The 25,945-nt window shown below is 71.0% G+C and carries 21 protein-coding genes and 2 tRNA genes; 15 read left to right on the top strand and 8 right to left on the bottom strand.

The features are described 5' to 3' along the window. Positions 1–28 precede the first annotated feature (28 nt). The 5 genes from ABZ193_RS32055 (at position 29) to ABZ193_RS32035 (ending at position 9,234) form a co-directional block, all read left to right on the top strand. On the top strand, positions 29–3,337 hold the full coding sequence (locus ABZ193_RS32055; protein ID WP_354712542.1) for a S8 family serine peptidase: 3,309 nt from the start codon (positions 29–31) through the stop codon (positions 3,335–3,337). A gap of 166 nt (positions 3,338–3,503) precedes the next feature. Then, a complete protein-coding gene (locus ABZ193_RS32050; protein ID WP_020421964.1) occupies positions 3,504–4,547 on the top strand; it encodes a 3-isopropylmalate dehydrogenase in 1,044 nt (347 codons plus the stop codon). A gap of 233 nt (positions 4,548–4,780) precedes the next feature. After that, positions 4,781–6,382 carry a citramalate synthase gene (gene cimA, locus ABZ193_RS32045; protein ID WP_354712541.1) on the top strand — a complete coding sequence of 534 codons (1,602 nt, stop codon included), beginning with the start codon at positions 4,781–4,783 and terminating at the stop codon, positions 6,380–6,382. Positions 6,383–6,698: 316 nt separating this feature from the next. Then, entirely contained in the window at positions 6,699–8,639 is a 1,941-nt protein-coding gene (locus ABZ193_RS32040; protein ID WP_354712540.1) for an AMP-binding protein, read from the top strand. Between the two features lie 13 nt (positions 8,640–8,652). Continuing rightward, positions 8,653–9,234, top strand: coding sequence for a cupin domain-containing protein (locus ABZ193_RS32035; protein WP_237338421.1), 582 nt, complete (start codon positions 8,653–8,655; stop codon positions 9,232–9,234). Here ABZ193_RS32035 and ABZ193_RS32030 read toward each other — a convergent pair. After that, the gene (locus ABZ193_RS32030) at positions 9,180–9,380 is read right to left on the bottom strand and encodes a hypothetical protein (RefSeq protein ID WP_237338420.1); all 201 of its coding nucleotides are present in this window, start codon (positions 9,378–9,380) and stop codon (positions 9,180–9,182) included. The genes ABZ193_RS32035 and ABZ193_RS32030 overlap by 55 nt on opposite strands. Then, positions 9,374–10,390 carry a Rieske 2Fe-2S domain-containing protein gene (locus tag ABZ193_RS32025; RefSeq protein ID WP_354712539.1) on the bottom strand — a complete coding sequence of 339 codons (1,017 nt, stop codon included), beginning with the start codon at positions 10,388–10,390 and terminating at the stop codon, positions 9,374–9,376. Before ABZ193_RS32025 ends, ABZ193_RS32030 begins: the two co-directional genes overlap by 7 nt. A gap of 118 nt (positions 10,391–10,508) precedes the next feature. Here ABZ193_RS32025 and ABZ193_RS32020 point away from each other — a divergent pair, with 118 nt between their 5' ends. Beyond that, the gene (locus ABZ193_RS32020) at positions 10,509–11,267 is read left to right on the top strand and encodes a fumarylacetoacetate hydrolase family protein (protein WP_237338418.1); all 759 of its coding nucleotides are present in this window, start codon (positions 10,509–10,511) and stop codon (positions 11,265–11,267) included. 503 nt (positions 11,268–11,770) lie between these two features. On the opposite strand, the gene ABZ193_RS32015 is transcribed toward ABZ193_RS32020, so the two are convergent. Beyond that, on the bottom strand, positions 11,771–13,000 hold the full coding sequence (locus ABZ193_RS32015; protein ID WP_354712538.1) for an FAD-dependent oxidoreductase: 1,230 nt from the start codon (positions 12,998–13,000) through the stop codon (positions 11,771–11,773). A 90-nt stretch (positions 13,001–13,090) separates the two neighbouring features. Here ABZ193_RS32015 and gltX point away from each other — a divergent pair, with 90 nt between their 5' ends. From gltX to ABZ193_RS31995, 4 genes are all read left to right on the top strand, one after another. Then, the gene (gltX, locus tag ABZ193_RS32010) at positions 13,091–14,572 is read left to right on the top strand and encodes a glutamate--tRNA ligase (protein ID WP_237336397.1); all 1,482 of its coding nucleotides are present in this window, start codon (positions 13,091–13,093) and stop codon (positions 14,570–14,572) included. A 179-nt stretch (positions 14,573–14,751) separates the two neighbouring features. Continuing rightward, positions 14,752–15,444: an HAD family hydrolase gene (locus tag ABZ193_RS32005; RefSeq protein ID WP_123683540.1), complete on the top strand. Its 693-nt coding sequence runs from the start codon at positions 14,752–14,754 to the stop codon at positions 15,442–15,444. A 93-nt stretch (positions 15,445–15,537) separates the two neighbouring features. After that, positions 15,538–15,609 (top strand) — tRNA-Gln (locus tag ABZ193_RS32000). Positions 15,610–15,673: 64 nt separating this feature from the next. Further along, a tRNA-Glu gene (locus ABZ193_RS31995) sits at positions 15,674–15,746 on the top strand. 206 nt (positions 15,747–15,952) lie between these two features. Here the strand turns inward: ABZ193_RS31995 and ABZ193_RS31990 are convergent. After that, a complete protein-coding gene (locus ABZ193_RS31990) occupies positions 15,953–17,521 on the bottom strand; it encodes a DUF11 domain-containing protein (protein WP_354712537.1) in 1,569 nt (522 codons plus the stop codon). Between the two features lie 162 nt (positions 17,522–17,683). On the opposite strand from ABZ193_RS31990, the gene ABZ193_RS31985 reads away from it, so the two are divergent. Beyond that, positions 17,684–18,223 carry a GNAT family N-acetyltransferase gene (locus ABZ193_RS31985; RefSeq protein WP_354712536.1) on the top strand — a complete coding sequence of 180 codons (540 nt, stop codon included), beginning with the start codon at positions 17,684–17,686 and terminating at the stop codon, positions 18,221–18,223. A 34-nt stretch (positions 18,224–18,257) separates the two neighbouring features. Here ABZ193_RS31985 and ABZ193_RS31980 read toward each other — a convergent pair whose 3' ends face one another. After that, the gene (locus ABZ193_RS31980; RefSeq protein WP_354712535.1) at positions 18,258–18,857 is read right to left on the bottom strand and encodes a class F sortase; all 600 of its coding nucleotides are present in this window, start codon (positions 18,855–18,857) and stop codon (positions 18,258–18,260) included. Positions 18,858–18,862: 5 nt separating this feature from the next. Next, positions 18,863–19,567: a hypothetical protein gene (locus tag ABZ193_RS31975; RefSeq protein WP_237336394.1), complete on the bottom strand. Its 705-nt coding sequence runs from the start codon at positions 19,565–19,567 to the stop codon at positions 18,863–18,865. A 519-nt stretch (positions 19,568–20,086) separates the two neighbouring features. Here ABZ193_RS31975 and ABZ193_RS31970 point away from each other — a divergent pair. Further along, complete coding sequence (locus ABZ193_RS31970) at positions 20,087–20,680, top strand: hypothetical protein (protein ID WP_237336393.1); 594 nt, start codon at positions 20,087–20,089, stop codon at positions 20,678–20,680. 369 nt (positions 20,681–21,049) lie between these two features. Here the strand turns inward: ABZ193_RS31970 and ABZ193_RS31965 are convergent, their stop codons facing one another. Then, the gene (locus ABZ193_RS31965) at positions 21,050–21,676 is read right to left on the bottom strand and encodes an alpha-ketoglutarate-dependent dioxygenase AlkB (protein ID WP_237336392.1); all 627 of its coding nucleotides are present in this window, start codon (positions 21,674–21,676) and stop codon (positions 21,050–21,052) included. Between the two features lie 74 nt (positions 21,677–21,750). Then, on the bottom strand, positions 21,751–22,470 hold the full coding sequence (locus ABZ193_RS31960; protein WP_027931891.1) for an IclR family transcriptional regulator: 720 nt from the start codon (positions 22,468–22,470) through the stop codon (positions 21,751–21,753). Between the two features lie 128 nt (positions 22,471–22,598). On the opposite strand from ABZ193_RS31960, the gene leuC reads away from it, so the two are divergent. The 3 genes from leuC to ABZ193_RS31945 all read left to right on the top strand — a co-directional run bounded on the left by leuC (position 22,599) and on the right by ABZ193_RS31945 (position 25,481). After that, positions 22,599–24,014 carry a 3-isopropylmalate dehydratase large subunit gene (gene leuC, locus ABZ193_RS31955; RefSeq protein ID WP_020421979.1) on the top strand — a complete coding sequence of 472 codons (1,416 nt, stop codon included), beginning with the start codon at positions 22,599–22,601 and terminating at the stop codon, positions 24,012–24,014. 16 nt (positions 24,015–24,030) lie between these two features. Then, positions 24,031–24,633, top strand: coding sequence for a 3-isopropylmalate dehydratase small subunit (gene leuD / locus ABZ193_RS31950; protein ID WP_354712534.1), 603 nt, complete (start codon positions 24,031–24,033; stop codon positions 24,631–24,633). 227 nt (positions 24,634–24,860) lie between these two features. Next, a complete protein-coding gene (locus ABZ193_RS31945; RefSeq protein WP_020421980.1) occupies positions 24,861–25,481 on the top strand; it encodes an HU family DNA-binding protein in 621 nt (206 codons plus the stop codon). Positions 25,482–25,945: the final 464 nt, after the last annotated feature.

Below are 25,945 nucleotides of genomic sequence, written 5' to 3'. Positions count from 1 at the left end.
CTTGATCGGAGTGAGGGTGCGAACAAGCATGAGAAACACGACCCGGCGGTCGCTCGCCGCCGTCTTCGCCGCCGCGCTCGCCGCGACCGGTTTCGCGTCGGGCAGCGCGGCGGCCCAGGACGAGCCGCTGGCGGCGGGCAAGCCCGTGGCCAAGGTGTCCGCGGACGGCCTGCAGGGCAAGCTGTCCCCACGGCTGGCCTCGGCCAAGGGCCGGACGACCGCCTTCATCGAGCTGACCCAGCAGCCCGCGGTGGACGCGTTCAACGCCGAGCGCGGCGCGGGCAAGGACCGCGCCAGGCAGGCGGCGAACAACGCGCGCGCCGGCGTCGCCGGGGTGGTGAACTCCGTGCTGGGCCAGCTGCGTTCGCTCGACGCGGGCACCGAGGTGCTCTACTCGACCGCGAACGCCGTGTCCGGTGTCGTGGTGACCGCCGACGCCGCGAAGATCCGCGAGCTGGCCGCCCGCCCGGACGTCGCGTCGATCCGCACCGTCGTGCCGAAGACGCGCAGCAACTCGAGCGCCGCTCAGCTGACCAACACGCTCAACGCGTGGCAGCAGACCGGCCGCCTCGGCGACGGCATCAAGGTCGGGGTCATCGACGACGGCATCGACTACACCCACGCCGACTTCGGCGGCCCCGGCACGAAGGCGGCCTACGACTCGGTCGACCGGGACGCGCCGACGCCGCTGTTCCCCAACGCCAAGGTGGTCGGCGGCACCGACCTGGTCGGCGACGAGTACGACGCCGGCACCGAGGGCGCCGACACCCCCAAGCCGGACCCCAACCCGATCGCCTGCGGCGAGCACGGCACGCACGTCGCCGGCACGGTCGGCGGCTACGGCGTCAACGCCGACGGCAGCACCTTCACCGGCGACTACTCGAAGCTGACCACCGAGTCGCTGAACGCCATGAAGATCGGCCCGGGCATGGCGCCCAAGGCCTCCCTGTACGCGATCAAGGTGTTCGGCTGCGAGGGCTCCACAGACGTCACGTCGCAGGCGCTGGACTGGGCGCTGGACCCCAACGGCGACGGTGACTTCGACGACCGCCTCGACATCGTCAACCTGTCGCTGGGCAGCGACTTCGGCGCGCCCGACGACCCGGACTCGCTGTTCGTGCGCAAGCTGGCCGCGAACAACGTCCTGTCCGTCATCGCCGAGGGCAACGGCGGCGACCTCTACGACGTCGGCGGCTCGCCGGGCAACACGCCCGAGGCGCTGACCGTGGCGTCCAGCCGGGACGTCTCCGTGCTGCGTGACGCGGCGGACGTGACCGCCCCGGCCGGTGTCGCCGGCCCGAAGGGCGGCCAGTACAGCCAGAACTACACCGGCTACGACACCCTCGACCGCACCGCGGCGGTGGCGAAGCTGTCCTCGGCGAACGCCGACGGCTGCGCGCCCTACTCCGACGCCGACAAGGCCGCGGTCGCGGGCAAGTACGCGTGGCTGGAGTGGGACGACAACGACGCCACCCGCGCCTGCGGTTCGGCCGCGCGGGCCAACAACGCGCAGGCCGCCGGCGCCGCCGGTGTGCTGCTGTCGTCGAGCCTGGAGCACTTCGCCGCTGGCATCGCGGGCAACTCGGCCATCCCGATGTTCCAGTTCACGGCGTCGGCGACCAGCCAGATCCGCCCGGCGCTGGACGCGGGCACGCTGACCGTCCGCCTGTACGGGGCAGGCCGGGCGAGCCTGCAGACCTACGACCCGGCGATCGTGGACACCCCGAGCTCGTTCACCTCGCGCGGCGTGCGCGGCCCGGCCGTCAAGCCGGACGTGTCCGCGCCCGGTGACACGATCTCGTCGGCCCTGCGCGGCAGCGGCAACAACCGCACCGTCCTGTCCGGCACGTCGATGGCGACGCCGCTGACCGCCGGTGTCACCGCGCTGCTGCGCCAGGCGCACCCCGACTGGTCCGTCGAGGAGATCAAGGCCCTGGTGATGAACACCGCCGGGCACGACATCGTCGCCGACGGCAAGACCTACGCGCCGCAGCGCGTCGGCGCCGGGCGGCTGGACACGCAGGCCGCGCTGAACGACCAGGTGCTGGCCTACTCGCGGGACGACCGGGGCGCGGTCAGCGTCACCTTCGGCACCGTCGAGGTGGACCGGCCGACCACGCTCACCAAGACCATCCAGGTGGTCAACAAGGGCGACAGCTGGGCGCGCTACGCCGTGGCCTACGAGGGCATCACCAACCTGCCCGGCGTGCAGTACCAGCTGTCGGACCGCTCGGTGACGGTGCCGCCGCGCGGCACCGCGTCGGTCCGCGTCACGCTGCGGATCACCGATCCCACGGCGCTGCGCAAGGTCATCGACCCGACGGTCGCGACCGAGCAGGCCGGGATGGCCCGCCAGTTCGTCGCCGACGCCTCCGGCCGGGTCGTGCTCACCCCGCCGCCCGGCGGCAACAGCCCGGCGCTGCGCGTGCCGGTCTACGCGGCGCCGAAGCCGGTGTCGTCGATCGACACCCCGAAGTCGCTGAACTTCACGGCCGACACCGCGCGCTTCACGCTCACCGGCCGCGGCGTCGACCAGGGCACCGGGAGCCAGCGCTACGAGTCGCTGATCAGCGTGCTGGAGCTGCAGGGCGAGTCCCCGCGGCTGCCCGAGTGCCGCGGCAGGCTGACCGACGGCTGCACCATCAACGAGACGGCCAAGGCCGGTGACCTGCAGTACGTCGGCGCGGCGTCCACCATCGCGCAGGCGCGGCAGGCCGGCCACGCCGACCAGGCGCTGCTCGCCTTCGGGATCTCGACCTGGGGCAACTGGGCGAACCTGGGCAGCAACACGATCCCGTTCGTCGACATCGACACCACCGGCGACGGCGTGCCCGACTTCGAGTCCTACGTCACGAAGGCGAGCGGCACCGACGTCTGGCTGGTCAACACCGTGGACCTGAACGCCGAGGGCTTCCCCACCGTGGACGTCCAGGCGGTCAACGGCCAGCTCGGTGACGTGGACACCAACGTGTTCGACACCAACGTCGTGCTGCTGCCGGTCAGCATCACGGCGCTGGGCATCGACCCGGCCGCGGCCTCCCACAAGATCAGCTACACCGTCGGCACCACCGGGTACTACGTGGCGCCCAGCAGCGAGAACGGGCTCATCGACGCCATCGGCACGCCGATGACGTTCGACGCGCTCGCGCCGGCCTACTCGGTCGCCGGGGCCAACGGCTCCGCGCTGATGTACTCGGCCAAGCCCGGCACGGCGCTCGACGTCACGCGCAACCCGGCGTCGGCCGACACGGTCCTCGGGCTGCTCGCGCTGAAGCACCACAACGGCAACGGCAACCGGGTGAGCGTGATCCGGGTGAACGGGGGTAGCAGGCCCTGACGACCGGGGCCGCTCCACCATCCGGGTGTCTCACTTCTCGGGAGATTCCGTCATAAGGGTGGTGCCGCTTCGGCTCGTTGGCGACAGCCGGTAACCTGCCGTCGCTGGAGTATGTGGGCAAACGGGTGCGAACGAGCCCCGTGGCCCTGATCGACGGAGGTGTCTGATGCGGCTGGCGGTGATCCCAGGTGATGGGATCGGACCCGAAGTGATCACCGAGGCCCTGAAGGTACTCGGCGAGGTCGCTCCCACAGTGGAGTACACGAACTACGACCTCGGCGCGGCCCGCTGGCACGCCACCGGCGAGCTGCTCCCCGAGTCGGTCCTCGGCGAGCTCCGGCAGCACGACGCCATCCTGCTGGGCGCGGTCGGCGACCCGACCGTGCCCAGCGGGATCCTGGAGCGGGGCCTGCTGCTCCGCCTGCGGTTCGAGCTGGACCACCACGTGAACCTGCGCCCGGCCAAGCTGTACCCGGGCGTGCGCGGCCCGCTGGCCGACAGCAACGCCGAGATCGACATGGTGGTCGTGCGCGAGGGCACCGAGGGCCCGTACGCCGGCAACGGCGGCCTGCTGCGCAAGGACACCGAGCACGAGATCGCCACGGAGGTCAGCGTCAACACCGCGTTCGGCATCCGCCGCGTGGTGTCCGACGCGTTCAAGCGGGCCGAGGAGCGGCCGCGCAAGCACCTCACGCTGGTGCACAAGACCAACGTGCTGCTGCACGCCGGTTCGCTGTGGTCGCGGATCGTCGAGGAGGTGTCGCTCGAGCACCCGGAGGTCACGGTCTCCTACTCGCACGTCGACGCCGCGACGATCCACATGGTCACCGACCCCGGCCGCTTCGACGTGATCGTCACCGACAACCTGTTCGGCGACATCATCACCGACCTGGCGGCCGCCGTGACCGGTGGCATCGGCCTCGCGGCCAGCGGCAACCTGGACATCACGCGCCGCAACCCGAGCATGTTCGAGCCGGTGCACGGCAGCGCGCCGGACATCGCCGGGCAGGGCATCGCCGACCCGACCGCCGCGGTGCTTTCGGTGTCGCTGCTGCTGGACCACCTCGGCCAGCGCGAGGCGGCGCGCCGCATCGAGGCGTCCGTCGCCTTCGACCTGGCGACCCGCGACCAGGCCAACCCGGGCACCACCCAGGCGATCGGCGACCGCCTGGCGGCCCTGGTCTCGTCGAACACGCGACCGGTCGCCTGATCGTTTCCCGCGCCGTGGAGGCCATCCCCGCACCGGGGGTGGCCTCCGCCGCATTTTTGCCCTTTCGCGCACCGGTGTGGCATGATGCGGGCATGGCTTCCTCTTTCGCCGTGATCATTATCGGCAGGCGCGCCGGGTAGTGTCCGCATCGGACACCTGGCGCGCAGACCTCTCGCATCCGCGGGAGGTTTTTTTGTTGCCCGAGAAGCCTTCCACCACGCAAGGAGACGACCGTGACCCGCACGGAGCCAGCCGGACTGCCGCTCGGTGACGACTTCCACCTGTACGACACGACTTTGCGGGACGGCGCCCAGCGCGAGGGCATCTCCTACTCGGTGGCGGACAAGCTCGCTGTCGCGCGCCTGCTGGACGAGCTGGGTGTGGGCTTCATCGAGGGTGGCTGGCCGGGCGCGCTGCCGAAGGACACCGAGTTCTTCGCCCGCGCCGCGGACGGGGAGCTGATCCTCAAGCACGCGGCGCTCGTCGCGTTCGGATCGACGCGCAAGGCGGGTACGAGGGCGGCGGAGGACGCCCAGGTGCGGGCGCTGCTGGACTCGCGGGCGCCGGTGGTGACGCTGGTCGCGAAGTCCGACCGCCGCCACATCGAGCGCGCGCTGCGCGTCGACGTCGACGAGGCCTGCGCGATGGTCGCCGACACCGTGTCGTTCCTGGTCGGCGAGGGCCGCCGGGTGTTCCTCGACGCCGAGCACTTCTTCGACGGCTACGCCTTCGACCCGGACACTGCGCTGCGCGTGCTGGAAGCCGGGTTCACCGCGGGCGCCGACGTCGTCGTGCTGTGCGACACCAACGGCGGCCAGCTGCCGCTCGGGATCGCCGAAACCGTGCGGGAAGTCGCCGCGCGCACCGGTTTCCGGCTCGGCATCCACTGCCAGGACGACACTTCCTGCGCCGTCGCCAACAGCATCGCGGCGGTGCAGGCCGGCGCGACGCACGTGCAGTGCACCGCGAACGGGTACGGGGAGCGGGCCGGCAACGCCGACCTGTTCGCCGTGACGGGAAACCTCGTGGCCAAGCTCGGCATGGACGTGCTCCCCACCGGGGGCGCCGCCGAGCTGACCCGCGTCTCCCATGCCCTTGCCGAAATCGCGAACATCGCACCCGACACCCACCAGGCCTACGTCGGGTCGTCGGCCTTCGCCCACAAGGCGGGGCTGCACGCGAGCGCGATCAAGGTGGATCCGTTGCTGTACAACCACATCGATCCATCTTCCGTCGGCAACGACATGCGGGTCCTGGTCACCGAGATGGCCGGCAGGGCCAGCCTGGAGCTCAAGGGACGTGAGCTCGGGGTGGACCTTGCCGGCCGGCCTGAGGCGGTCACCAGCGTGGTGGCGAAGGTGAAGGAGCTGGAGGCCGAGGGCTGGTCGTTCGAGGCCGCCGACGCGTCGCTGGAACTGCTGCTGCGCAAGGAGGTCGACGGCCCGGCCGAGCCGCCGTTCACGCTGGAGTCCTACCGCGTGGTGCTGGACCACCGCGGTGCCGGGGAGGTGATCTCCGAGGCGACGGTGAAGGTGCACGTCGCGGGGGAGCGGGTGATCGCGACCGCGGAGGGCAACGGCCCGGTGCACGCGCTGGACGCGGCGCTGCGGAAGGCGCTGTCCCCGGCGCTGTCCTGGTTGGACAGTGTCGAGCTGTCGGACTACAAGGTGCGGATCCTGCCGAGCCACCCGGGCACCGACGCGGTGACGCGGGTGCTGCTGAAGTCCAGCGACGGCGACCAGGAGTGGACCACGGTCGGCGTGCACGGCAGCATCGTCGAGGCGAGCTGGCTCGCCCTGTGCGACGCCCTGGTGCACAAGAGCATGCGCGGCTAGGACTCTGTTTCGGGATGCTTGCGGGCCGGTGCGGGTGGCGGCCCCTCCCGCCAGCCCGCCACCGCCCTCAACGGTCAGGCTTCGCGTGACGGTCTCGTTCAAGGCGGCCCCTGGCTGTGGGATCGCCTCCTCATGACCTCCCACCCGCCAGCCCACCGCCACCCTCAACGGACACGCTGCGCGCGGCTCTGCGCGTTCGAACCCGCGGCGGTGCCGGTTGACGGCCCACCGCAAGCGGCTCCACCGCTTCCCAGGGCCCCGGCGGCGGGACTCGCCTCCCTGCAACTGCCGTCCCTGAGCGGCCAGGGTGGGTGCGGTGGAGCCATGGCGGGCAATCCTCGACGGCCTCCCGGACAACGCCCGGGTCGTGCTGCGCTGCCCCACCGGCGACGCGTTCGCCGAGCTGCTGCTGGCCTGCGCCGACCGCAGGCTGGTGGCGGTTCCGCTGCGCGCCCGCGTGCCGGACACCGAGGTGGCCAGGGTCGCCGCGGCGGTCGGGGCCTCCGCGCTCGTGGACGGGCCGCCCCGCGCGTCGCGAGTGAGCTTGCTCGACGGCGAGCCCTATCATCCGGACGCGGCCGGCTTGGCGTTCCTCGTGCACACCCCGGGCGCCGGCCGGTGCGTCATGCTCGGCCGCGACGAGGTGGCCGGCAACGCGGCGCGGACCGCGGCCCTGCACGGCTTCTCGCCGGTCCGCCCGCACGCGACCGCGCTGCCGCTGCACCACGTCACCGCGCTGGTCATGTCGCTGGTCGGCACCCGGCTCACCGACGCGCCCCTCGTGCTGACCGAGAAGTTCGACCCCGTCACGTTCTTCGCGGCGGTCGAGGCGAAGGGCGCGCAGACCGCGTCGCTCGTGCCGGCGCAGCTGCGCGAGGTGGTCCGCGCCGGTGTGCACTGGCCGGACTGCCTGGAGTACGTGATCACCTCCGGCGCGCCGCTGTCGCGGGAACTGGCCGCGGACTTCGCCGCCCGGTACGGGCCGCGGTTGCGGCAGGCCTACGGGCTCACCGAGGCGGTCAACCTCAGCACCACCATGCCGCTGCTCGACGCCGCCGGGTTCCGCGAACAGTACGTGCGGCACCAGGGTCCGGTCGGGGTGCCGTTGCCGGGCACGGAGCTGCGCCTGGAGGACGGGGAGGTGTGGCTCCGTGCGCCGGAGCTGATGCGCGGGTACTGGGGCGCCCCGGAGGCCAACCCGGTGACGCCGGACGGCTGGCTGCGCACCGGGGACCGCGGCGAGCTGCGTGACGGTTTCCTGGTGCTGCACGGGCGTTCCGCGGAACTGATCGAGCGCGGCGGGCAGCGGCTGCACCCGGCCGACGTCGAGGGGGAGTGGCGGGAGGCCGGGCTGTCCGGGGAATTCGCCGCGGTGGCGGTGCCGGAACCCGCGCTGGGACACGAAGTCGCGCTCGTCGGCGCGGTGGCCGGGTTGCGGGAGGTGTGCCGGACCGCGCGGGTGCGGCCTGCGGTGTTCTCGTCCTCCGGGTTCCTGGCCGCGGAGAACGGGCAGCCGTTGCGCGAGGCGATGGCGCGCGGGCTCACCGTGCGCCGGGAGAGCGCGTTGCGGTACGAGGAACTGCTCGACCACGCCTGCCGTGCGGCGCGGGCGATCCTGGCCTCGCCGGTGCGCCCGGAGTGCGCGCGGGCACGCCACGTGTACCGCGAGGCCCTGGCGCTGACCGCGGCGCATTCCCCGCCGCGGCAGGCGCTTCCGGGCACCCGCACCGCCGCGCACGACGCGCTCGACGCCCTCGTCGCGGCCTGGCCGGATCTCGCGGAGGGCGCGCCGTTCGAGGAGTGGCGCCGCGTGCCGGGCGACTGGCCGATGTCCGTGTACGCCGAGTACGCGGCGGAGGTGGTGATCGCGTCGGGGCGCACGCGTGGCCGGGTTCTGGACGCGGGACCGGACGATCTGGACAGTGGGCCGGGCCCGGAGATGTTCGACACCATCGTGGCCACGAACACCGTGCACCGCGCCGCCGACAAGGAGATGTCGCTGCGCCGCCTGCGCGACATGCTCACCGACGGCGGACGGCTCGTCCTGGCCGAGGGCACGAGCCCGACCGCCGGGGCGACGCCGTGGGCGCTGGACCTGCTCTTCGCCGCCGTCGACGGCTGGTGGGACCGCGGTGGACTCCGCAGCCGCTGGGAGTGGCTGCACTTGCTGCGCGAGGCCGGGTTCCGCGAACCGGGGTACGCCGCACTGCACGCCGGGCACCACGACCTCGGCGGGGTCGTCTGGGCGACCAAGTAGGAAGGGGACGGCCGTGGCCGAACTCGAACTCGTCACGTGGGCCCGCGGCCGGGTCCACAGGGGACACACCGAACTGGAGGTGTACCACGGCTCGCGCTCCACGGCGCTGCACGGCGCGCCCGCCGCGAGCGGGGATGCCCTGGTCTCCAACGGGGTCGTCGGCGCGGACCTGCTGCGCCTGCCCGCGGGCGCCGGGTTCGTGCCGCACACGCACCCCGGCCACCACGTGCTGGTGGTGACCGCCGGGATCGGCACGATCACCTACGCGGGCCGGATCCACGAGACCCGCGCCGGCCAGGTGTACCTCATCAAAGGCGAGGTGCCGCACGCCGTCGGCGCGATCACCGACCACGTCATCCTGGCCGTCGGCTCGCCGCACCGGGCGATCGACGCCGAGGACCGGATGGCGCCCGTGCCGTACGAGGAGGTCGTCTCGCTCGACGGCGAGCTGTGCTGCCTGATCTGCGACGTCATCACCAGCGCGCCTCGGCGGCCGCACGACGTGGGTTGCCCGCACTGCCCGTGCCACGCGTGCGCCGGTCAGAACGCCGGTTCGTCGGCGCCTGCCGGGACGGGGATCTCCAGCTCGACGTAGAACGCGTCGTCCGCGGCCTGTTCCAGCACGCTCACCGCGGTGCGGCAGAGCGGGCACCGGGATCTCCGCCAGGAGCCGGTGAAGATCCAGCGGCGGCAGCCTTCGCAGTAGCCCCAGCGCGGGGTTTCGTCGTGGCGCCTCAGCATCGCGTCACTCCGGTGCGCAGCCGGGCGAGCTCGGCGTGGTCGGGTTCGTCTTCGAGCCGTTCCAGGTGCTCGAAGACCCGGCGCAGCAGGACGACCGCGCCGTCGGTCTTCACGGGCACGTCCTCGTGGCCCCGCTCGGGGTGGGCGAGCATCGACTGCTGCGCCTCGATCGCCCACCGGTACTCGGGGATCATCGCGGCGATCCCGTCGGCGACCCGGTCGGCCAGCTTGCGCGACCGGCAGCTCACGGTCCACCACCACCGCAGCCGCCCCGGCGCGATCGGCGTGTGCAGGTGGTGCAGGACGTACCCCTTCTCCCGTTCGCCGCCCAGCCCGCCCGGCCCGACGCGCAGCTCGATCCGCGTCAGGCCGGGGTTGAGCACGTGGTGGGTGTGCTCGCGGTCGACGACGTCGTAGCCGAACCACTCCCGCATCACGTCGGGCAGCTGCTGGTCCCGGGCGCGGCGCACCGTCTTCACGGTCTCGACGCCGCCGATCGTGCGGCGTTCCAGGCGCACCGCGATCCGGGTGCCGCCGGACAGCCTCCGCACGTGCAGCGGGTACGAGCGCCGGACGTCGAGCAGGTTCTCCACCAGCAGGCGGCTGCTCGCCGCGACCTCCACCGGCTCTGACCGGACCGTCACCCAGCCCGGGATCTCGGGGGTGTCCGGCACGGCGACGCGTTCGGCGCGGTGGGGCGCGCCCGGCCACACCCAGACGAGTCCGTCCTTTTCGGTCACCGGACGACGGGGGAGCACGGTGGACGGTGCGGATCCGGGGGAGCACGGGCCCGGCTGGTCGTAGCAGACTCCGTGGTTGGCACACCGCAGCTCGCCGCCGGAGCGGAGCAGCGGGAACCGCTTGTGCCGGCACCGCCCGTCGTAGGCGACGACCTCACCGTCGAGGGCCCGCCACAGCACGAGGGGCAGCCCCGCGACGACGGGTGCGTGCAGGCGGCCGCGCACGAAGTCGGGCGAGAACCCGGCGACGTACCAGGCGTTGGTGATCACCGAGCCTCCACGTTTCGGTCATTGAAATGAAAGTGCCGTTTAATGAGACGCCTGTGGGGTAGCCCGTGTCAATGACCACCCGTGTGCCCGGGGGAGGGCGGCTGGTTAGGGTGGGTGGGTGCGTCTAGCTCGAGTTGCTCATGCCGGTGGGGTCGCCTTCGCTTCCGTCGACGGCGACGAGCTCCTGGAAATCGCCGACCACCCGTTCGGACAGCCGAATTACACGGGCAAGCGGTTCTCGCTCGCCGACGTGCGGCTGCTCGCGCCGATCCTCCCGTCGAAGGTGATCGCGATCGGCCGGAACTACGCGGAGCACGCGGCCGAGTTCGGCAACGAGGTGCCGGAGTCGCCGATGATGTTCCTCAAGCCGTCGACCAGCGTGATCGGCCCGAACGCCGCCATCAAACTGCCGGCCGCGTCGCAGCGGGTGGACTTCGAAGGCGAGCTCGCGGTGGTCATCGGCCAGCCGATCCGCAACGTGAAGGCCGCGCAGGCCCCGGCGGCGATCCTCGGTTACACGATCGCCAACGACGTCAGCGCGAGGGACCTCCAGAAGGCCGACGGCCAGTGGGGCCGCGCGAAGGGCTTCGACACGTTCTGCCCGCTCGGACCGTGGATCGAGACCGCCGTGGACGCCTCCGACCTGGCGATCCGCACCGAGGTCGACGGCGAGCTCAAGCAGGACTCGCGGACGTCGCTGCTGATCCACAAGATCCCCGAGCTGGTGGAGTTCGTGTCCGGCGTGATGACGCTCCTGCCCGGCGACGTCATCCTCACCGGCACGCCCGCCGGGGTCGGCCAGATCACCGACGGCCAGACGGTGTCCATCACGATCGAGGGCATCGGCACCCTGACCAACCCCGTGCAGAACGCCTAGCCCCGAGCCAAAACCCGAGCTGGGTGGTCATCCCGTCGCCTGACACCGGCGCGATCACCTTGAGTCAGGGCCGCAACCTGCGCGCTCACCGGCGGCCGACCATGCCAACCTTGCGGCCCTGGCTCAAGGTGATATGCACAAACCGGAAGGCGACGGGATGACCACCCAGCGACCACCTCGAGAAGGTGGGACGAGGCACCCAACCCCTGGTCATCCCGGAGCCTGCCCGTCCGGCGAGGACTCTTTTGATCTTTAGAGCCGCGCCTTCGCGCGGCGGGGAGTCCGCCCTGCGGGCGGATTGCGCCTCACGGCGCCGGAAGGTCACCTTCCGACCACCCCCGCCCCCGATGCCTGATTGTGTTTCAGTCGCCGAGCAGCGGCGTCAAGGCGGGAAAGAGTACCTTGACCCCGCTGATCGGCGACTAAAGATCGGCTGTGGATCGGGGGCGGGGGAGGTCTGGTTGGGGTAGTCGCTTGCCTTTCGTTGCCGGCTTGCGTTTTTTTTATTTGTTTGTGTTGTTGTTTCGCTGTGCCCATTTTGGTGCGTGTTCGGGTAGTAGGCCGACCCCGATCACGTATGCCGGGATTCGGCGTGCGGCCGACACCGCGTTCATCAGCGTCACCAGTGGTTTCGGCGGTCCGTTTCGCCGTCCCTCGATCACGGGCCGGATCACCACCCGGTGCATCAACCGCTGGATGGCCTGCACCACCAGCGTCGGCAGCAGCCTGCGCCGCCGGATTCGTGCCAGGTCCCTCGCCGCCACTCCGCGCCGCAACGGGGCGGCCAGCAACCTGGCCGTCGCGACGGCGTCCTGCACCGCCAGGTTGATCCCCACGCCCCCGATCGGCGACATCGCGTGAGCCGCGTCCCCGATGCACAGCACTCCCTCGCGGTGCCAGCGCGGTAGCAGGTTGAGCCGCACGTCCAGGTGCTTCACGTCGTCCATCGACGCGATCGCGTCCACCCGGTCGGCCAGCTGGGGCACCACCGCCCGGATCCGGTCGCGGAACGCCTCCACCCCCTCCGCGCGCAACCGGCCGTCCAAGCCCTTCGCAGCGAGGTACGCGATCTGGAAGTACTCCTCCCGCGGGATGACCACCCCGAAGTGTCCATCGCGCATTTCCGGCACCAGGTGCGCCCGTTCGTTCCCCTCCCGGGGCAGCCGGAACCACCACGTGTCGATCGGCACCGGGAACTCCCGCGGCCGCAGCCCAGCCTCACGCCGCACCACCGACCACCGCCCGTCGCAGCCCACCGTCAGATCCGCCCGGATCTCACCCGTCGTCCCGTCCGCCGTCCGGTACCGCACGCCCGCCACCTGGCCGGCCTCCCGGACCAGCGACGTCACCTCGGTGTTCATCCGCAGGTGGAACGACGGCTCGGCACGACCCGCGTCGGCCAGCAGGTCCAGCAGATCCCACTGCGGGACCATCGCCACGTACGGGTGCGCGATTTTGAGCTTGCGGAAGTCGGCGATCGCGAGCGCGGGCGGTCCCGGCACCGACACCGTGTCCAGCCTGCTCTGCGGCAGCTTCGCGAACCGATCGCCGAGGCCCAGCTCGTCCAGCAGCTGCAGCGTCGACGGATGCACCGTGTCGCCCCGGAAGTCCCGCAGGAAGTCCGCGTGCTTCTCCAGCACGGTCACCTCCACCCCGGCCCGCGCGAGCAGCAGTCCGAGGACCATCCCGGCCGGTCCGCCACCGACGACGACGCAGGTCGTGCGCTCAGCCATCGCCACCACTCCCTTAATTCATCTGTTGTTGAATAAGACCAGCATGGCGCTCTCCGAACGCCTGGTCAAGCGGGATAGGCTGAACGGGTTATGACTGAGACAGTCCGCGCCCGCTTCTGCCCGTCGCCCACCGGAACCCCGCACGTGGGTCTCATCCGCACGGCGTTGTTCAACTGGGCCTTCGCCCGGCACCACGGCGGCAGCCTGGTGTTCCGCATCGAGGACACCGACGCCGCCCGGGACAGCGAGGAGTCCTACCAGCAACTGCTGGAGGCGCTGCGCTGGCTCGGTCTCGACTGGGACGAGGGCCCCGACGCCGGCGGCGAGTACGGCCCGTACCGGCAGAGCGAGCGGCGCGACATCTACGCCGACATCGCGCGCCGCCTGCTGGAGGCAGGCGAGCTGTACGAGGCGTTCTCCACCAACGAGGAGGTCGCCGAGCGCCGCAAGGCCAAGGGGCAGGACCCGCAGCTCGGCTACGACAACTTCGACCGCGACCTCACCGAGGAGCAGCGCGCGGCCTACCGCGCCGAAGGCCGCGCCCCGGTGCTGCGGCTGCGCATGCCGGACGAGGACCTCGCCTGGAACGACCTGGTGCGCGGGGACATCAGCTTCCCCGCGGGCTCGATCCCGGACCCGGTCCTGGTGCGCGCCAACGGCGACCCGCTCTACACGCTGACCAACCCGGTCGACGACGCGCTGATGCGGATCACGCACGTCCTGCGCGGTGAGGACCTGCTCCCGTCGACGCCGCGCCAGATCGCGCTCTACCGGGCGCTGGAGCGGATCGGCGTCGCGGAGTTCACGCCGCGGTTCGGCCACCTGCCGTACGTGATGGGCGAGGGCAACCGCAAACTGTCCAAACGGGACCCGCAGTCCAACCTGTTCAACTACCGCGACCGCGGGTTCATCCGCGAGGGCCTGCTGAACTACCTGGCCCTGCTCGGCTGGTCCATCGCCGACGACCGGGACACCTTCACCGTCGACGAGCTGGTCCAGGCGTTCGAGATCTCCAAGGTGAGCGCCAACCCGGCCCGCTTCGACGTCAAGAAGGCCGAGGCGATCAACGGCGTGCACGTCCGCGCCCTCGACGCCGAGGACTTCGTGCAGCGGGTCGTGCCCTACCTCCAGGCGGCCGGGCTGCTGCCCGCCGAGCCGTCCGAAGAGCAGCTGGCCAAGTGGCGCACCATCGCGCCACTCGTCCAGGAGCGGGTGACCGTGCTCGGTGACGCGGCGCCGCTCGTGCGGTTCCTGTTCGTGCCCGAGGAGGAATTCGCGCCCGAGGAGGACGCGGCCGCCAAGAACCTCAAGCCGGACGCCGAACCCGTGCTGCGCGCGTCGATCGAGGCGCTGGAGGCGCTGCCGTCGTGGGAGACCGCGGCGATCGAGCAGGCGCTCAAGGACGCCCTGGTCGAGGGCCTCGGCCTCAAGCCGCGCAAGGCTTTCGCCCCGGTTCGCGTCGCCATCACCGGTCGCACGGTGTCGCCGCCGCTGTACGAATCGATGGAGCTGCTCGGCCGCGAAGTTTCACTCGGACGTCTGCGTAACGCTCTGCCCGGCAACGCAGAGTAGAAGCAGTCGCGGTCGAAACGACGCACTGAATCACCTTGTCGGCCGAACCGCTCAGCGTAGTTCTCGCCTAGCCTCGCTGGGTGGATTTTGCGCGTCCCGGCACACCTACCCGCGTCCGTGTCCCCGAGCCCGGTCTGGGGGATCCGGCGGATCCGTGGAGACCGTCCAGCCTGCGGCTGGTGTGCCTGGACATCGACGACACGTTGATCGACTTCACCTCCGCGGGCAAACGCGCGTTGTCGCTGCTGATCGGCCGGGCCGACCTGTGGCCGCTGTGGGAGCGAATCACCGACTGGCACGTCGCCCGCGTCGTCGCCGGTGAGATCGACTACGCGTCCATGCACCACCGGCGCACCCAGTGCTTCCTCGCCGAGATCGGCGTCGTGCTGGAAGCGGAGGACGTGGCCCGGTTCGAGCGCCGCCGCAAGGAGGTGCTGCGCAGCTCGTGGCGCCTCTTCGACGACGTCCTGCCGTGCCTGGAGTGGCTGCGCGCGGCGGACGTCCTCATCGCCGCCGTGACGAACGCCTCCGGCGCCCACCAGCGGGCCAAGCTCGCCGATCTGGGGCTCACCCGCTTCTTCGACCACGTGGCGATCGCCGGTGAGGTCGGGGCGGCCAAGCCCGACCCGGTGATGTTCCACGCCGTGTGCGCGGTCCTCGACTGCGACCCGAGTGAGGCCGCCCACGTGGGCGACAAGCTGCACACCGACGCCGTCGGCGCCCGGGACGCCGGCCTGGAGGGGGTGTGGCTCGACCGGACCGGCGGTGACGCGGAGGTGCCGGAGGGTGTGCACGTCATCGGCGGGCTGGACGAGCTCCCGCAGCTGCTGGTCAGCGAGTTCGCGCGGATCGGCGTGCCCGCTCAGCGCTGAACCCCACCCCCCGGTTACGCACCGCTGACGGGGCTAGGCTATATTTCTTCCCAGCGGAGCTGCTCCGAGTCGCGAATCGGAGTGGCAAACCGTTGGGGTATGGTGTAATTGGCAGCACGACAGATTCTGGCTCTGTTAGTCTAGGTTCGAGTCCTGGTACCCCAGCTGCAAGAGGAAAAACCGCCTCTGGTAAGGTTCCTCTCGCAACACGGGAAAGAGCGAGTACCTAGCCCCCGTCGTCTAGCGGCCTAGGACGCCGGCCTCTCACGCCGGTAGCGTGGGTTCGAATCCCATCGGGGGTACGTACAGTCAAGGAGCGCCGACTCATCGAGTCGGCGCTCCTTGCTTTGTTGTGGGGTATGGCTTCGATTCTCCTCACTACTGTGTCGGTGACGTCTGGGACACAGTTGCTCTTGAGTCACACCGCCGGGCACAGGGGCCGGTGAAAACTGGGCGGGCACCTGGCCCCGGCGCCCGCCCAGTGATCGTCCATTCGGGATCGTTCAGATCACGACACCGGGCGCCGCAGGCGCCGGCGCAGTGCCCAGCCGCCGCCGAACAGGCCCAGCACCCCGGCGACACCCGCCGCCACCACCGGCACGGTCACGACCGTCACCGCGGCGTTGGAGGTGTTGTTCGCGGGTACCGGGTCCGGCTGGATGCCCCGCACGGTCGCGGTGTTGCGCATCAGCTCCACCGTGCCGTCCGCGGTCGCGGTCACCGTGATCTGACTGCTCTGCCCCGCGGGCAGCAGCCCGCCGGTGCAGGTCAGGGTCGAACCGGAGATCGCGCAGCCCGGCGTGCTCGACGACACGTTCGTCAGCCCGGCCGGGATCTGGTCGGTGACCGTGTAGCCGGACGAGTCGCCGCGGCCGTTGTTCGTGACGACGAGCAGGTACGTCACCGTCTCGCCCGCGTTCACCTGCGGTGTCGCGGCCTTCGCGATCGCCAGGTCGGCCGGGAGCGGGGTGTTGGTGATGGTGCACGTGATGTCGTCACCGGGTTGCGGGGCCACCGCCTTGCTGGTTCCCGCCCCCGATGGCAGCACGGTCGTGCTGCCCGTGGTCGCGTTGCGGCACGTCCACGCCTGCGAGTAACTCGCCAGCGAACTGCCCGGGCTCGCGGCCTCGCTCAGGGTGTAGCGGCCGCCGTTGGCGCGTGGCAGCACGGTGAGCGTGCCGGTCGTCGCCGTCGCGGCGGTACCGGTTGTGGCCGAGCCCGACAAGGTCCCCTCCGGCGAGGTCACCCGCAGGTCGAAGGAATCGCCCGGCCGCACCCGCGAAGGCACGGACTTGGTGAGCGTCAGTTTCGAGGTCATCACCGCGAACGCCACCGCTTCACCGCCCCCGGTGCTTTGCAGCGTCTGGGAGAACGAGGTGGCCCCCACCGACTTGACCAGCACCGTGCCCCACGTGCCGTTGGTGCTGTTGGCGCCCGCGCAGCTGACGGTCGTGGTGCCCAGCCCGGTCACGCTGTTCTGGCAGCCGCCCGCACCCGCGCCCGGCGTGAGCCTGGCGAGGAGGTCGATGCGCTGGTTCGACCGCCACGTGATGCCCTCGTTCGCCGCGGTCGCCTCGGCGTCCGCACCGACGAGCGCGTAACCGGTCACCTGCGCGCCCGCCGAGTCACGGACCACGATGTTGCGCAGGGTCACGACGTCCACCCAGACACCCGGTGCCCCGCCACCGTTGGCCGCCAGCGCCGGCCGCCCCGGGATGCCGCGATAGGCCCGGTTGCCGAGGTAGGCCGGGCCCCACGTGGGTACCGCGGCGGACCTCAGCGGCCGGAACGCGTTCGAGCCCTGCGGACGGTTGATGACGTTGAAGGTCATCGTGTAGCCGCCGGGCAGCTTCATCGTCATGTTCTGCCCGGCACTCGACCGGGCCTGCGTGTCGTTGTAGTTCGCCATGTTGATCCAGCACAGTGTGGAAGCGCTGGGTCCCCCGGTGCCGTAACCGCACGAGGCGGCCGCTTGCGCACCGGCGCTCGGTGCCGAGACCATCGCGGCCAGTGCCGCCAGCCCGCCCACGGCGAGCAGGCTGCCCAGCCGCGCCAGGCGTCTGCCGATTCGTGACATCGATCCCCTCCTTGGGTTCGCCAGATGTCACTGCTCAGACCGGGCGGTGCCGGAAAACCTCACGTCGTCGTCACACCGGGCTCATCCAAGCGGAGGAGAGCCGCCCGTCCACCGTGGACAAACCGGATGACAGCACCGGCCGGCCCGGCCTAATCTCCGGGCATGGCCGAGATCACTCCCACCCTCCAGGTGTCCCACACGGCCGATCTCGGCGCACCGGCCCTCGGCGCGGCCCGTGAGCTCTTGTACGACGTGTTCGAAGGCGACCTGACCGAACACGACTGGGAGCACGCCCTCGGCGGCGTGCACGCCCTGCTGTGGGAGGGCCCGGAACTGGTGGCCCACGCCTCCGTGGTGCAGCGCAGGATGGTCCACGACGGGCGGGCCTGGCGCACCGGGTACGTGGAGGCCGTGGGAGTTCGCGCGGACCGGCGCAGGCGTGGCTACGGCGGGCTGGTGATGGAGCCGCTGGAGCGTGTGGTGCGCGAGGCCTACGAGGTGGGTGCGCTCAGCGCGTCGGATGAGGCGATCCCGTTCTACCGCTCCCGCGGCTGGACGTGCTGGCGGGGGCCGCTGTCCGCGCTCACGCCGTCCGGGATCACGCCGACGCCCGAGGAAGCGGGCGGGGTGTTCGTGCTCGGCTCGTCGCTCGACCCGGACGGGGAGCTGACGTGCGACTGGCGCGACGGGGACGTCTGGTGAGCCGGTGGCGCCGCGGGCGCGGCGCCACCGGGGGTCACGCCAGGTTCGCGTAGACGACGATGTTGTCGGTGTAGCTGTGCTCGGCGTGGTCGAACACGCCGCCGCACGTGATGAGCCGCAGCTGCGGCTCGTCGGTGTTGCCGTAGACCGCGTCCTGCGGGAACTGGTCCTTGGGCACCTGCGTGGTGTGGTCGACCACGAACCGCAGCTGCCGCCCGTCGCTGCGGTCGACGAAGATCTCGTCGCCCGGCCGGACGTCCTTCAGCTTGTAGAAGATGCCTGGCTGGTGGTTGCCGTCGACGTGACCCAGGATGATCGCCGGGCCGACGTCGCCGGGCACGGGGGACAGGCGGTACCAGGCGGCCTGCATCGGCTTGTCGACCGACGGCACCGCGATCTCGCCGTCCTTGTTCACCGCGACCGAGATGAGCGAGGACTCGGCGCCGATCTTCGGGATCCGCACCTGCGTCGGGCGCAGCTTGTCGTAGGGCTTGGTCACCGGGACCGACGTGGTGGGCGCCGCCGCCTGCGTGGGCTGCGGCTCGGAGCCGCAGCCGGTCAGGACGAGGGCGAGCAGAACCGCCGGGGCGGCCGCGAGAGCGCGACCGCCCCGGCCGGTGAACGGGTTGCGCATGGCGGTCAGAACCGGGCGGTGCCGCCGGCCCCGGTCTCCACGCCCGCCTTGGGCGCGAACGAGACCTGGGCGTCGCCGCCGTTGCTCTGCTGCCACTCGCCGGCCTCGCCCGAGCCCGGGACCGGAGCCACGCCGCCGCCGGACGCGCCGCCGCCCTGCGGGGCGCCCGCGCAGGTCCAGTCGGCGGTGACGGTGCCGTCGTCGAAGGACTTGCCCTCGTGCAGCTGCACCAGGTAGTCCCAGTACCGGCCGTCCTGCTCCTCCTGGTACGGGCCGTCGAGGATGTCGAAGTCCGGCGACCACACGCCGGTCGGCTGGCCCGCGGCGCAGGCGATGATCAGCACGCCGGTGCCGTCGCCGAGGTCGATGCCGTAGGCGGTGTCGTCCTCGTACGGCGGCTCCTCCGGGGCGCTGCTGGAGGTCGACGACGGCTCGCTCGACCCGGTGGTCGTCGTGACGGGCGTCGTCGTGGTGCCCGGGGTGCTGGTGAGGCTCGGCCGGCTGGTCGTGCTGGTGGCCGAGGACGTCGCGCTCGTCGTCTCGGCGGACGAGCTCGGCGCGGACGTCTCCGTGCTCTCCGGCGCGGCCGACGTCGTGGTGGTGACCTCCGGGGTCGTGCTCTCCTCGGCGAGCGCGGCCGGGGCCGTGGTGAGGGTGATCAGCGCACCGCTGATCACGGCCGCCGCGAGGCGGCCCAAGGGCTTACGCAAAGTGACTCCATGGTGTTGCTCGGAACGCGCGGTGACCCCGACCGCCCTCGGCGCGCGCGTCATCACTCTTCTGGCCGAGGGTCTCGCGTGATCTTCCCCGATTCCGGTCACAGGGAGAAACGAAAAGACATGTGACGGAAATTGTCCCGGAAATGTGTAACGCGGACGCCCTAATCGACGATCGCGAATCAACGCGTTACATCAAGGGACGATAACAGCGGTCCGCGGCCGTGACCAGGCCGGTCCGGCGCGAAAATTTCCCACGCGATCGGCGCCGGCAGCGGATCGCCAGGTGGAGGCGGTCACGGAGCGTGGCCCCTGGCCCGGCGGGAAAGCCCTTTCGGTCGATGTCGTGAACCGTTCACCGGTGCCAGCATGGAGAGATCCCGATCTTGAGCCGTTGTGAGGGGCGGCTCACAGCGGTCTTGGTCTCGTTTCAGTGCCAATTCGGGTACGGGCGAGGCACAGTGGGTATTGCGATTGTGCTTGCCGAGGTGGCAGAGGAAGGGGGATTAGACCGTGACCGGACCAATCGGGCGTTTCTGGCGGCGCCTGCACATCGGTCGCAACCCGTTGGCCAGAACGTCCGACCGGGTCGAGGCTGCGCTCCTGTTGGTGGTGGTGCTGGGGCTGCTCGTCGCGGTTCCGCTGGCGTTGTTCACCGGGTCCCGGACTTACGGGGGTCAGCTGGCGGTTTCCGAAGAGCAGCGCGCTTCACGGCACCTCGTGACCGCGACGCTGCTCGAGGACGCGCCGGCGCCGGTGCCGGCGACCGAGGGCGCGTTCTCGACCGGCAGCACGGCCGGGGTGCACGCGACGTGGACCTACAACGGCGGGGAGCCGAAGACGGGCATCGTGGCGGCCGACCCCGGCGCGACGGCCGGGTCGACGGTGCCGGTGTGGATCAACGACGCCGGTGACCCGGCGCCCGCGCCGATCAGCTCGACCGACGCGGCCACGACCGGCGTGCTGGCGGGGATCTTCGCCTGGCTCGTGGCGGCGCTCGTGCTGACCGTGGCGTACTGGATCACGCGCTTCGTGCTGGACCGCAGGCGCGCCGCGAGGTGGGAAGCCGAATGGGCCACGCTCGGCGACCGCTGGGCACGTTCCTGACTGTTCTTACTGGGGGCCTCTCACTGGGGTTCTGACACGCCGCTCGCGGGCATCCGACGAGGATGCCCCCTGCGGCGCTCCTCCGCTGCGGCGGACACCACCGGGGTGAGGGCTGCTGTCTTCGGCGCACGCCGCGGGGGTTGAGCGCTGCCGCCTTTGGTGCGTTCTCCGGTTCGTTGGTGCGAACCGCACGGCCGCTCGTGTTGCCGACCGCTGTTTCAGCGCACGCCACGGGGCCGGAGTCGGATGCTGATCGCTGCTGGCGCACTCCGCTCCAGCGGACACCACCGGGGTCGAGCGCTGCCGCCGTTGCCGGACTGGTGCGCACCCGCGGGGTGTCTTCCGGATCGTTTTCTGGCGCTGCTGTTGTCAGCGCACGCCGCGGGGCCGGAACTGGATGCTGATCCTCGGCCCGATAGGGCGGCTCGTCTTCGGGATGGCGTGCTCCCACGTCCGCTGGCACGAGCCGCCCATCACGATGAGGTCGCCGGGGCCCAGGAGTTGCCGCACGGTCGCCCCGCCGCCGCGCGGCCGCAGCAGCAAGCTCCGCGGCGCGCCGACCGACACGATCGCCACCATGGTGTCCTCCCGCGAACCCCGGCCGATCGTGTCGCCGTGCCACGCCACGCTGTCCCGGCCGTCGCGGTAGAAGCACAGCCCCGCCGTGCGGAACGGCTCGCCGAGCTCGTCCGCGTAGTGCCGGCTCAACGCGGCCCGCGCGTCGTCCAGCACCGGGTCCGGCAGGCGCTCGTCCTCGCCGTAGAAGCACAACAGCCGCGGCACGTCGACCACCCGGTCGTACATCCGCCGCCGCTCCGCGTGCCACGGCACGTCCGCCGCCAGGCGCTCGAACAACACGTCCGCGCCCGACAACCACCCCGGCCGCAGATCGATCCACGCGCCGTCGCCAAGTTCCGTGCGCCGCGTCTCGGTCAGGGACCCGAGCGAACATTCCTCGGCCTGACCGAACAGCGAACCCTGCAGCCCTGCGGTCATGACCCGAGGCTACCTCAAATCGAACGTGTGTTCTACCCGGTGCCGGATCGTCGAGCGGCCGGACCGGCCGGGAACTACAGCCGCTCCTGCAACGCCTCCGCCGCCGCGAGCAGATCCGCCGCCCAGCGCGCGCCCGGCTTGCGCCCTATCCGTTCCACCGGACCGGAAACCGACACGGCCGCGATCACGTTGCCCGCGGAATCCCGCACCGGCGCGGAAACACTCGCCACGCCCGGCTCCCGCTCGGCCACGCTCTGCGCCCACCCGCGGCGGCGCACCTCCAGCAGCGTCCGTTCCCCGAACACCGCGTCCGCCAAGATGGTGCGCTGCGTGTGCGGATCGGACCACGCGGCAAGCACCTTCGCGCCGGAGCCGGCCGTCATCGACAGCCGCGTCCCGATCGGGACCGTGTCGCGCAGCCCGCTCATCGGTTCCGCGGTCGCCACGCACACGCGCTGCACCCCGTCGCGCCGGTACAACTGGACGCTCTCCCCGGTGATGTCCCGCAGCTTCGGCAGCACCGAACTCGCCGCGTCCAGCAACGGATCCGCGGTGCCGCCCGCGAGTTCGGCGAGCGCGGATCCCGGGCGCCAGCGGCCGTCCGGACCGCGCCGCAGGAGCCGGTGCACCTCGAGGCCGACGGCGAGGCGGTGCGCGGTCGCGCGGGGCAGCCCGGTCCGGGTGCACAGTTCCGCGAGCCCGCACGGATCTTCGGCGACGGCCTGCAGCACGGCCACGGCCTTGTCCAGAACGCCGATACCGCTCTGCTGGTCAGAAGAGCTATGCTGTCCCACGACGCGATACTAGCTTCCCGGGATTTGGGAAGTCCAGAATCTGGGAAAATCGAACCCGAGGTCGCTGACGTTCCCGCGACGGTCCTCAGGTTCCTTTGCTCCCAATCAACCTCGTGGGAGGAGCACAGATGACCACCACGCGGCCGCGGACACTGGCCGAGAAGGTGTGGGAGGCGCACACCGTGCGCCGCGGTGAAGGAGCGGAGCCCGACCTGCTCTACATCGACCTGCACCTGGTGCACGAAGTCACCAGCCCGCAGGCGTTCGACGGTCTCCGGCTGGCCGGCCGCAAGGTGCGGCGCCCGGACCTGACCATCGCGACCGAGGACCACAACGTCCCGACAGTCGACATCGAACTCCCCATCGCCGACCCGGTGTCCCGCACCCAGGTCGAGACGCTTCGGAAGAACTGCAAGGAGTTCGGCGTCCGGCTGCACCCGATGGGCGACGCCGAGCAGGGCATCGTGCACGTCATCGGCCCGCAGCTGGGCCTGACCCAGCCCGGGATGACGGTCGTCTGCGGTGACAGTCACACCTCCACCCACGGCGCGTTCGGCGCGATGGCCTTCGGCATCGGCACCTCCGAGGTCGAGCACGTGCTGGCCACCCAGACCCTGCCGCTGCGGCCGTTCAAGACGATGGCCATCAACGTCGACGGCAGGCTCCGGCCGGGCGTCACGGCGAAGGACGTCATCCTCGCCGTCATCGCCAAGATCGGCACCGGCGGCGGCCAGGGCTACGTCCTGGAGTACCGGGGCAGCGCGATCGAGGCGCTGTCGATGGAAGCCCGCATGACGATCTGCAACATGTCGATCGAAGCCGGTGCCCGCGCCGGGATGATCGCCCCGGACGAGACCACCTTCGCCTACCTGAAGGGCCGCCCGCACGCCCCGCAGGGCGCCGACTGGGACGCCGCGGTGGAGAACTGGAAGTCGCTGCGCACCGACGAGGGCGCGGTGTTCGACGCCGAGGTCCACCTCGACGCCGACTCCCTGACCCCGTTCGTGACCTGGGGCACCAACCCCGGCCAGGGCCTGCCGCTGAGCGAGTCGGTGCCGGACCCGGAGCAGATCGCGGACGAGACCGAGCGGTTCGCCGCCGAGAAGGCCCTGTCCTATATGGACCTCAAGCCGGGCACCCCGCTGCGGGAGATCAAGGTCGACACCGTCTTCCTCGGCTCGTGCACCAACGGCCGGATCGAGGACCTGCGGGCCGCCGCGGACGTGCTCCAGGGCCGCAAGGTGGCCGAGGGCGTCCGGATGCTCGTCGTGCCCGGCTCGATGCGGGTGCGCCAGGCCGCCGAGGCTGAGGGACTGGACAAGGTCTTCCTCGACGCCGGCGCGGAGTGGCGCCAGGCGGGCTGCTCGATGTGCCTGGGCATGAACCCGGACCAGCTGGCCCCCGGCGAGCGCAGCGCGTCCACCTCCAACCGCAACTTCGAGGGCAGGCAGGGCAAGGGTGGCCGCACCCACCTCGTCTCGCCGCTCGTCGCGGCCGCCACGGCCGTCCGCGGCACGCTGTCCAGCCCCGAAGACCTGAACTGAAGGAGCCCCCACCACCATGGAGCCGTTCAAGACGCACACCGGCATCGGAGTGCCCCTGCGCAGGTCCAACGTGGACACTGACCAGATCATCCCGGCCGTCTACCTCAAGCGGGTCAGCCGCACCGGTTTCGAGGACGGCCTGTTCGCCGCCTGGCGGAGCGACGAGTCGTTCATCCTGAACCAAGAGCCGTTCAAGGCCGGCAGCGTGCTCGTCGCCGGTCCGGACTTCGGCACCGGGTCCTCGCGCGAACACGCTGTCTGGGCATTGATGAACTACGGCTTCCGGGTCGTCATCTCCTCCCGCTTCGCCGACATCTTCCGGGGCAACTCCGGGAAGCAGGGTCTGGTGGCCGCCCAGTGCGAGCAGTCGGACGTCGAGCAGCTGTGGAAGATCCTCGAGAACGACCCCGGCACGGAGGTCACGGTCGACCTCGAGGCGAAGACCGTGCGGGCCAAGGACTTCCAGACGACCTTCGCGATCGACGACTACACCCGCTGGCGGCTGCTGGAGGGGCTGGATGACATCGCTCTCACCCTGCGACACGCCGACGAGATCGACCGGTTCGAGTCGCAGCGTCCCAGCTGGAAGCCGGTGACCACCCCGGTGGCGGCCGGATAACACGAATTCCCTGCTCAGCAAGGGATTCGCACCCGGTCCCAGGCCGGGCACACCACGCCGAACGGCGCGCGGAAGGGCCCGAGAGGGTCGCTCAGGAGGCGGAAACCACGCCCCGCCTGCAGAAAAATTCCGCGCGCCGTTTGGAATTTTGGGCGAGTTGGTAATACCGTGTGCGTGAAGTCGGCCGATGTGGCCGTGTGACACGTAGTTCTTCATGGAGGACTGGAATGGCCAACAAGGCCCAGCTGATCGAGGCGCTCTCCGAGCGTCTGGGCGACAAGAAGGTTGCTTCCCAGGCGGTCGACAACCTGGTGGACATCATCATTCGCACCGTGCAGAAGGGCGAGAAGGTCAACATCACCGGTTTCGGTGTGTTCGAGAAGCGTGCCCGCGCGGCCCGCACCGCTCGCAACCCGCGCACCGGTGAGACGGTCAAGGTGAAGAAGACCAACGTTCCGGCCTTCCGCGCCGGCACGACCTTCAAGGACGTCATCAGCGGTGCCAAGAAGCTGCCGAAGGCCACGGCGGCGAAGCGCACGACGACTTCGACCCGCAGCGCTGCCGCTTCGACCCGCAGCACCGGCACCACCGCGTCGCGCTCGACGAGCTCGCGGGCCACCACCGCGAAGGCGACCACCACGCGTCCCACCGCGACCCGCAGCACCAGCACGCGCAGCCGCGCCGCGGCCGCCACCAAGACGGCGGCCCCGAAGGCCACGGCTTCGAAGACCACGGCGGCGAAGTCCACCGCGGCCAAGAAGACCACCGCCACCAAGGCGGCCCCGAAGGCCACCGCGGCGAAGACCACTGCCGCGAAGAAGACCACCACGACCCGGAAGAAGAAGTAAGCGCCGTAGCGATTGCTTCTCGGCAGGGCCCCCGCGGTTGTCCGCGGGGGCCCTGCCGCGTTTCGCGCCCCGAACCCGAGCTGGGTGGTCATCCCGTCGCCTGACACCGGCACGATCACCTTGGGCCAGGGCCGCAACCGCTGTGCTCACCGCAGGCCGGACATGCCAACCTTGCGGCCCTGGCTCAAGGTGATATGCACAAACCGGAAGGCGACGGGATGACCACCCAGCCACCCACCCAAGGTGACACGAGGGGCTCTTCTGTCATCCCGGAGCCTGCCCGTCCGGCGAGGACATCCGGGGAGTCCGCCCTGCGGGCGGTGCCCTGCGGGCGGGAGGCGCCTGACGGCGCGAGGAAGGTCGCCTTGGGTGCCGACCTCCCCCGCCCCCGATTCCTGATTGTGTGTCGGTCGCCGAGCAGCGGCGTCAAGGTACTCTTTCCCGCCTTGACGCCGCTGCTCGGC

This window comes from Amycolatopsis sp. NPDC006125 (assembly GCF_040614195.1).
Lineage (GTDB): Bacteria > Actinomycetota > Actinomycetes > Mycobacteriales > Pseudonocardiaceae > Amycolatopsis_E > Amycolatopsis_E tucumanensis.
The sequence above is the reverse complement of the archived record's forward strand: the minus strand, read 5'-3'. Positions and strand labels throughout refer to the sequence as shown.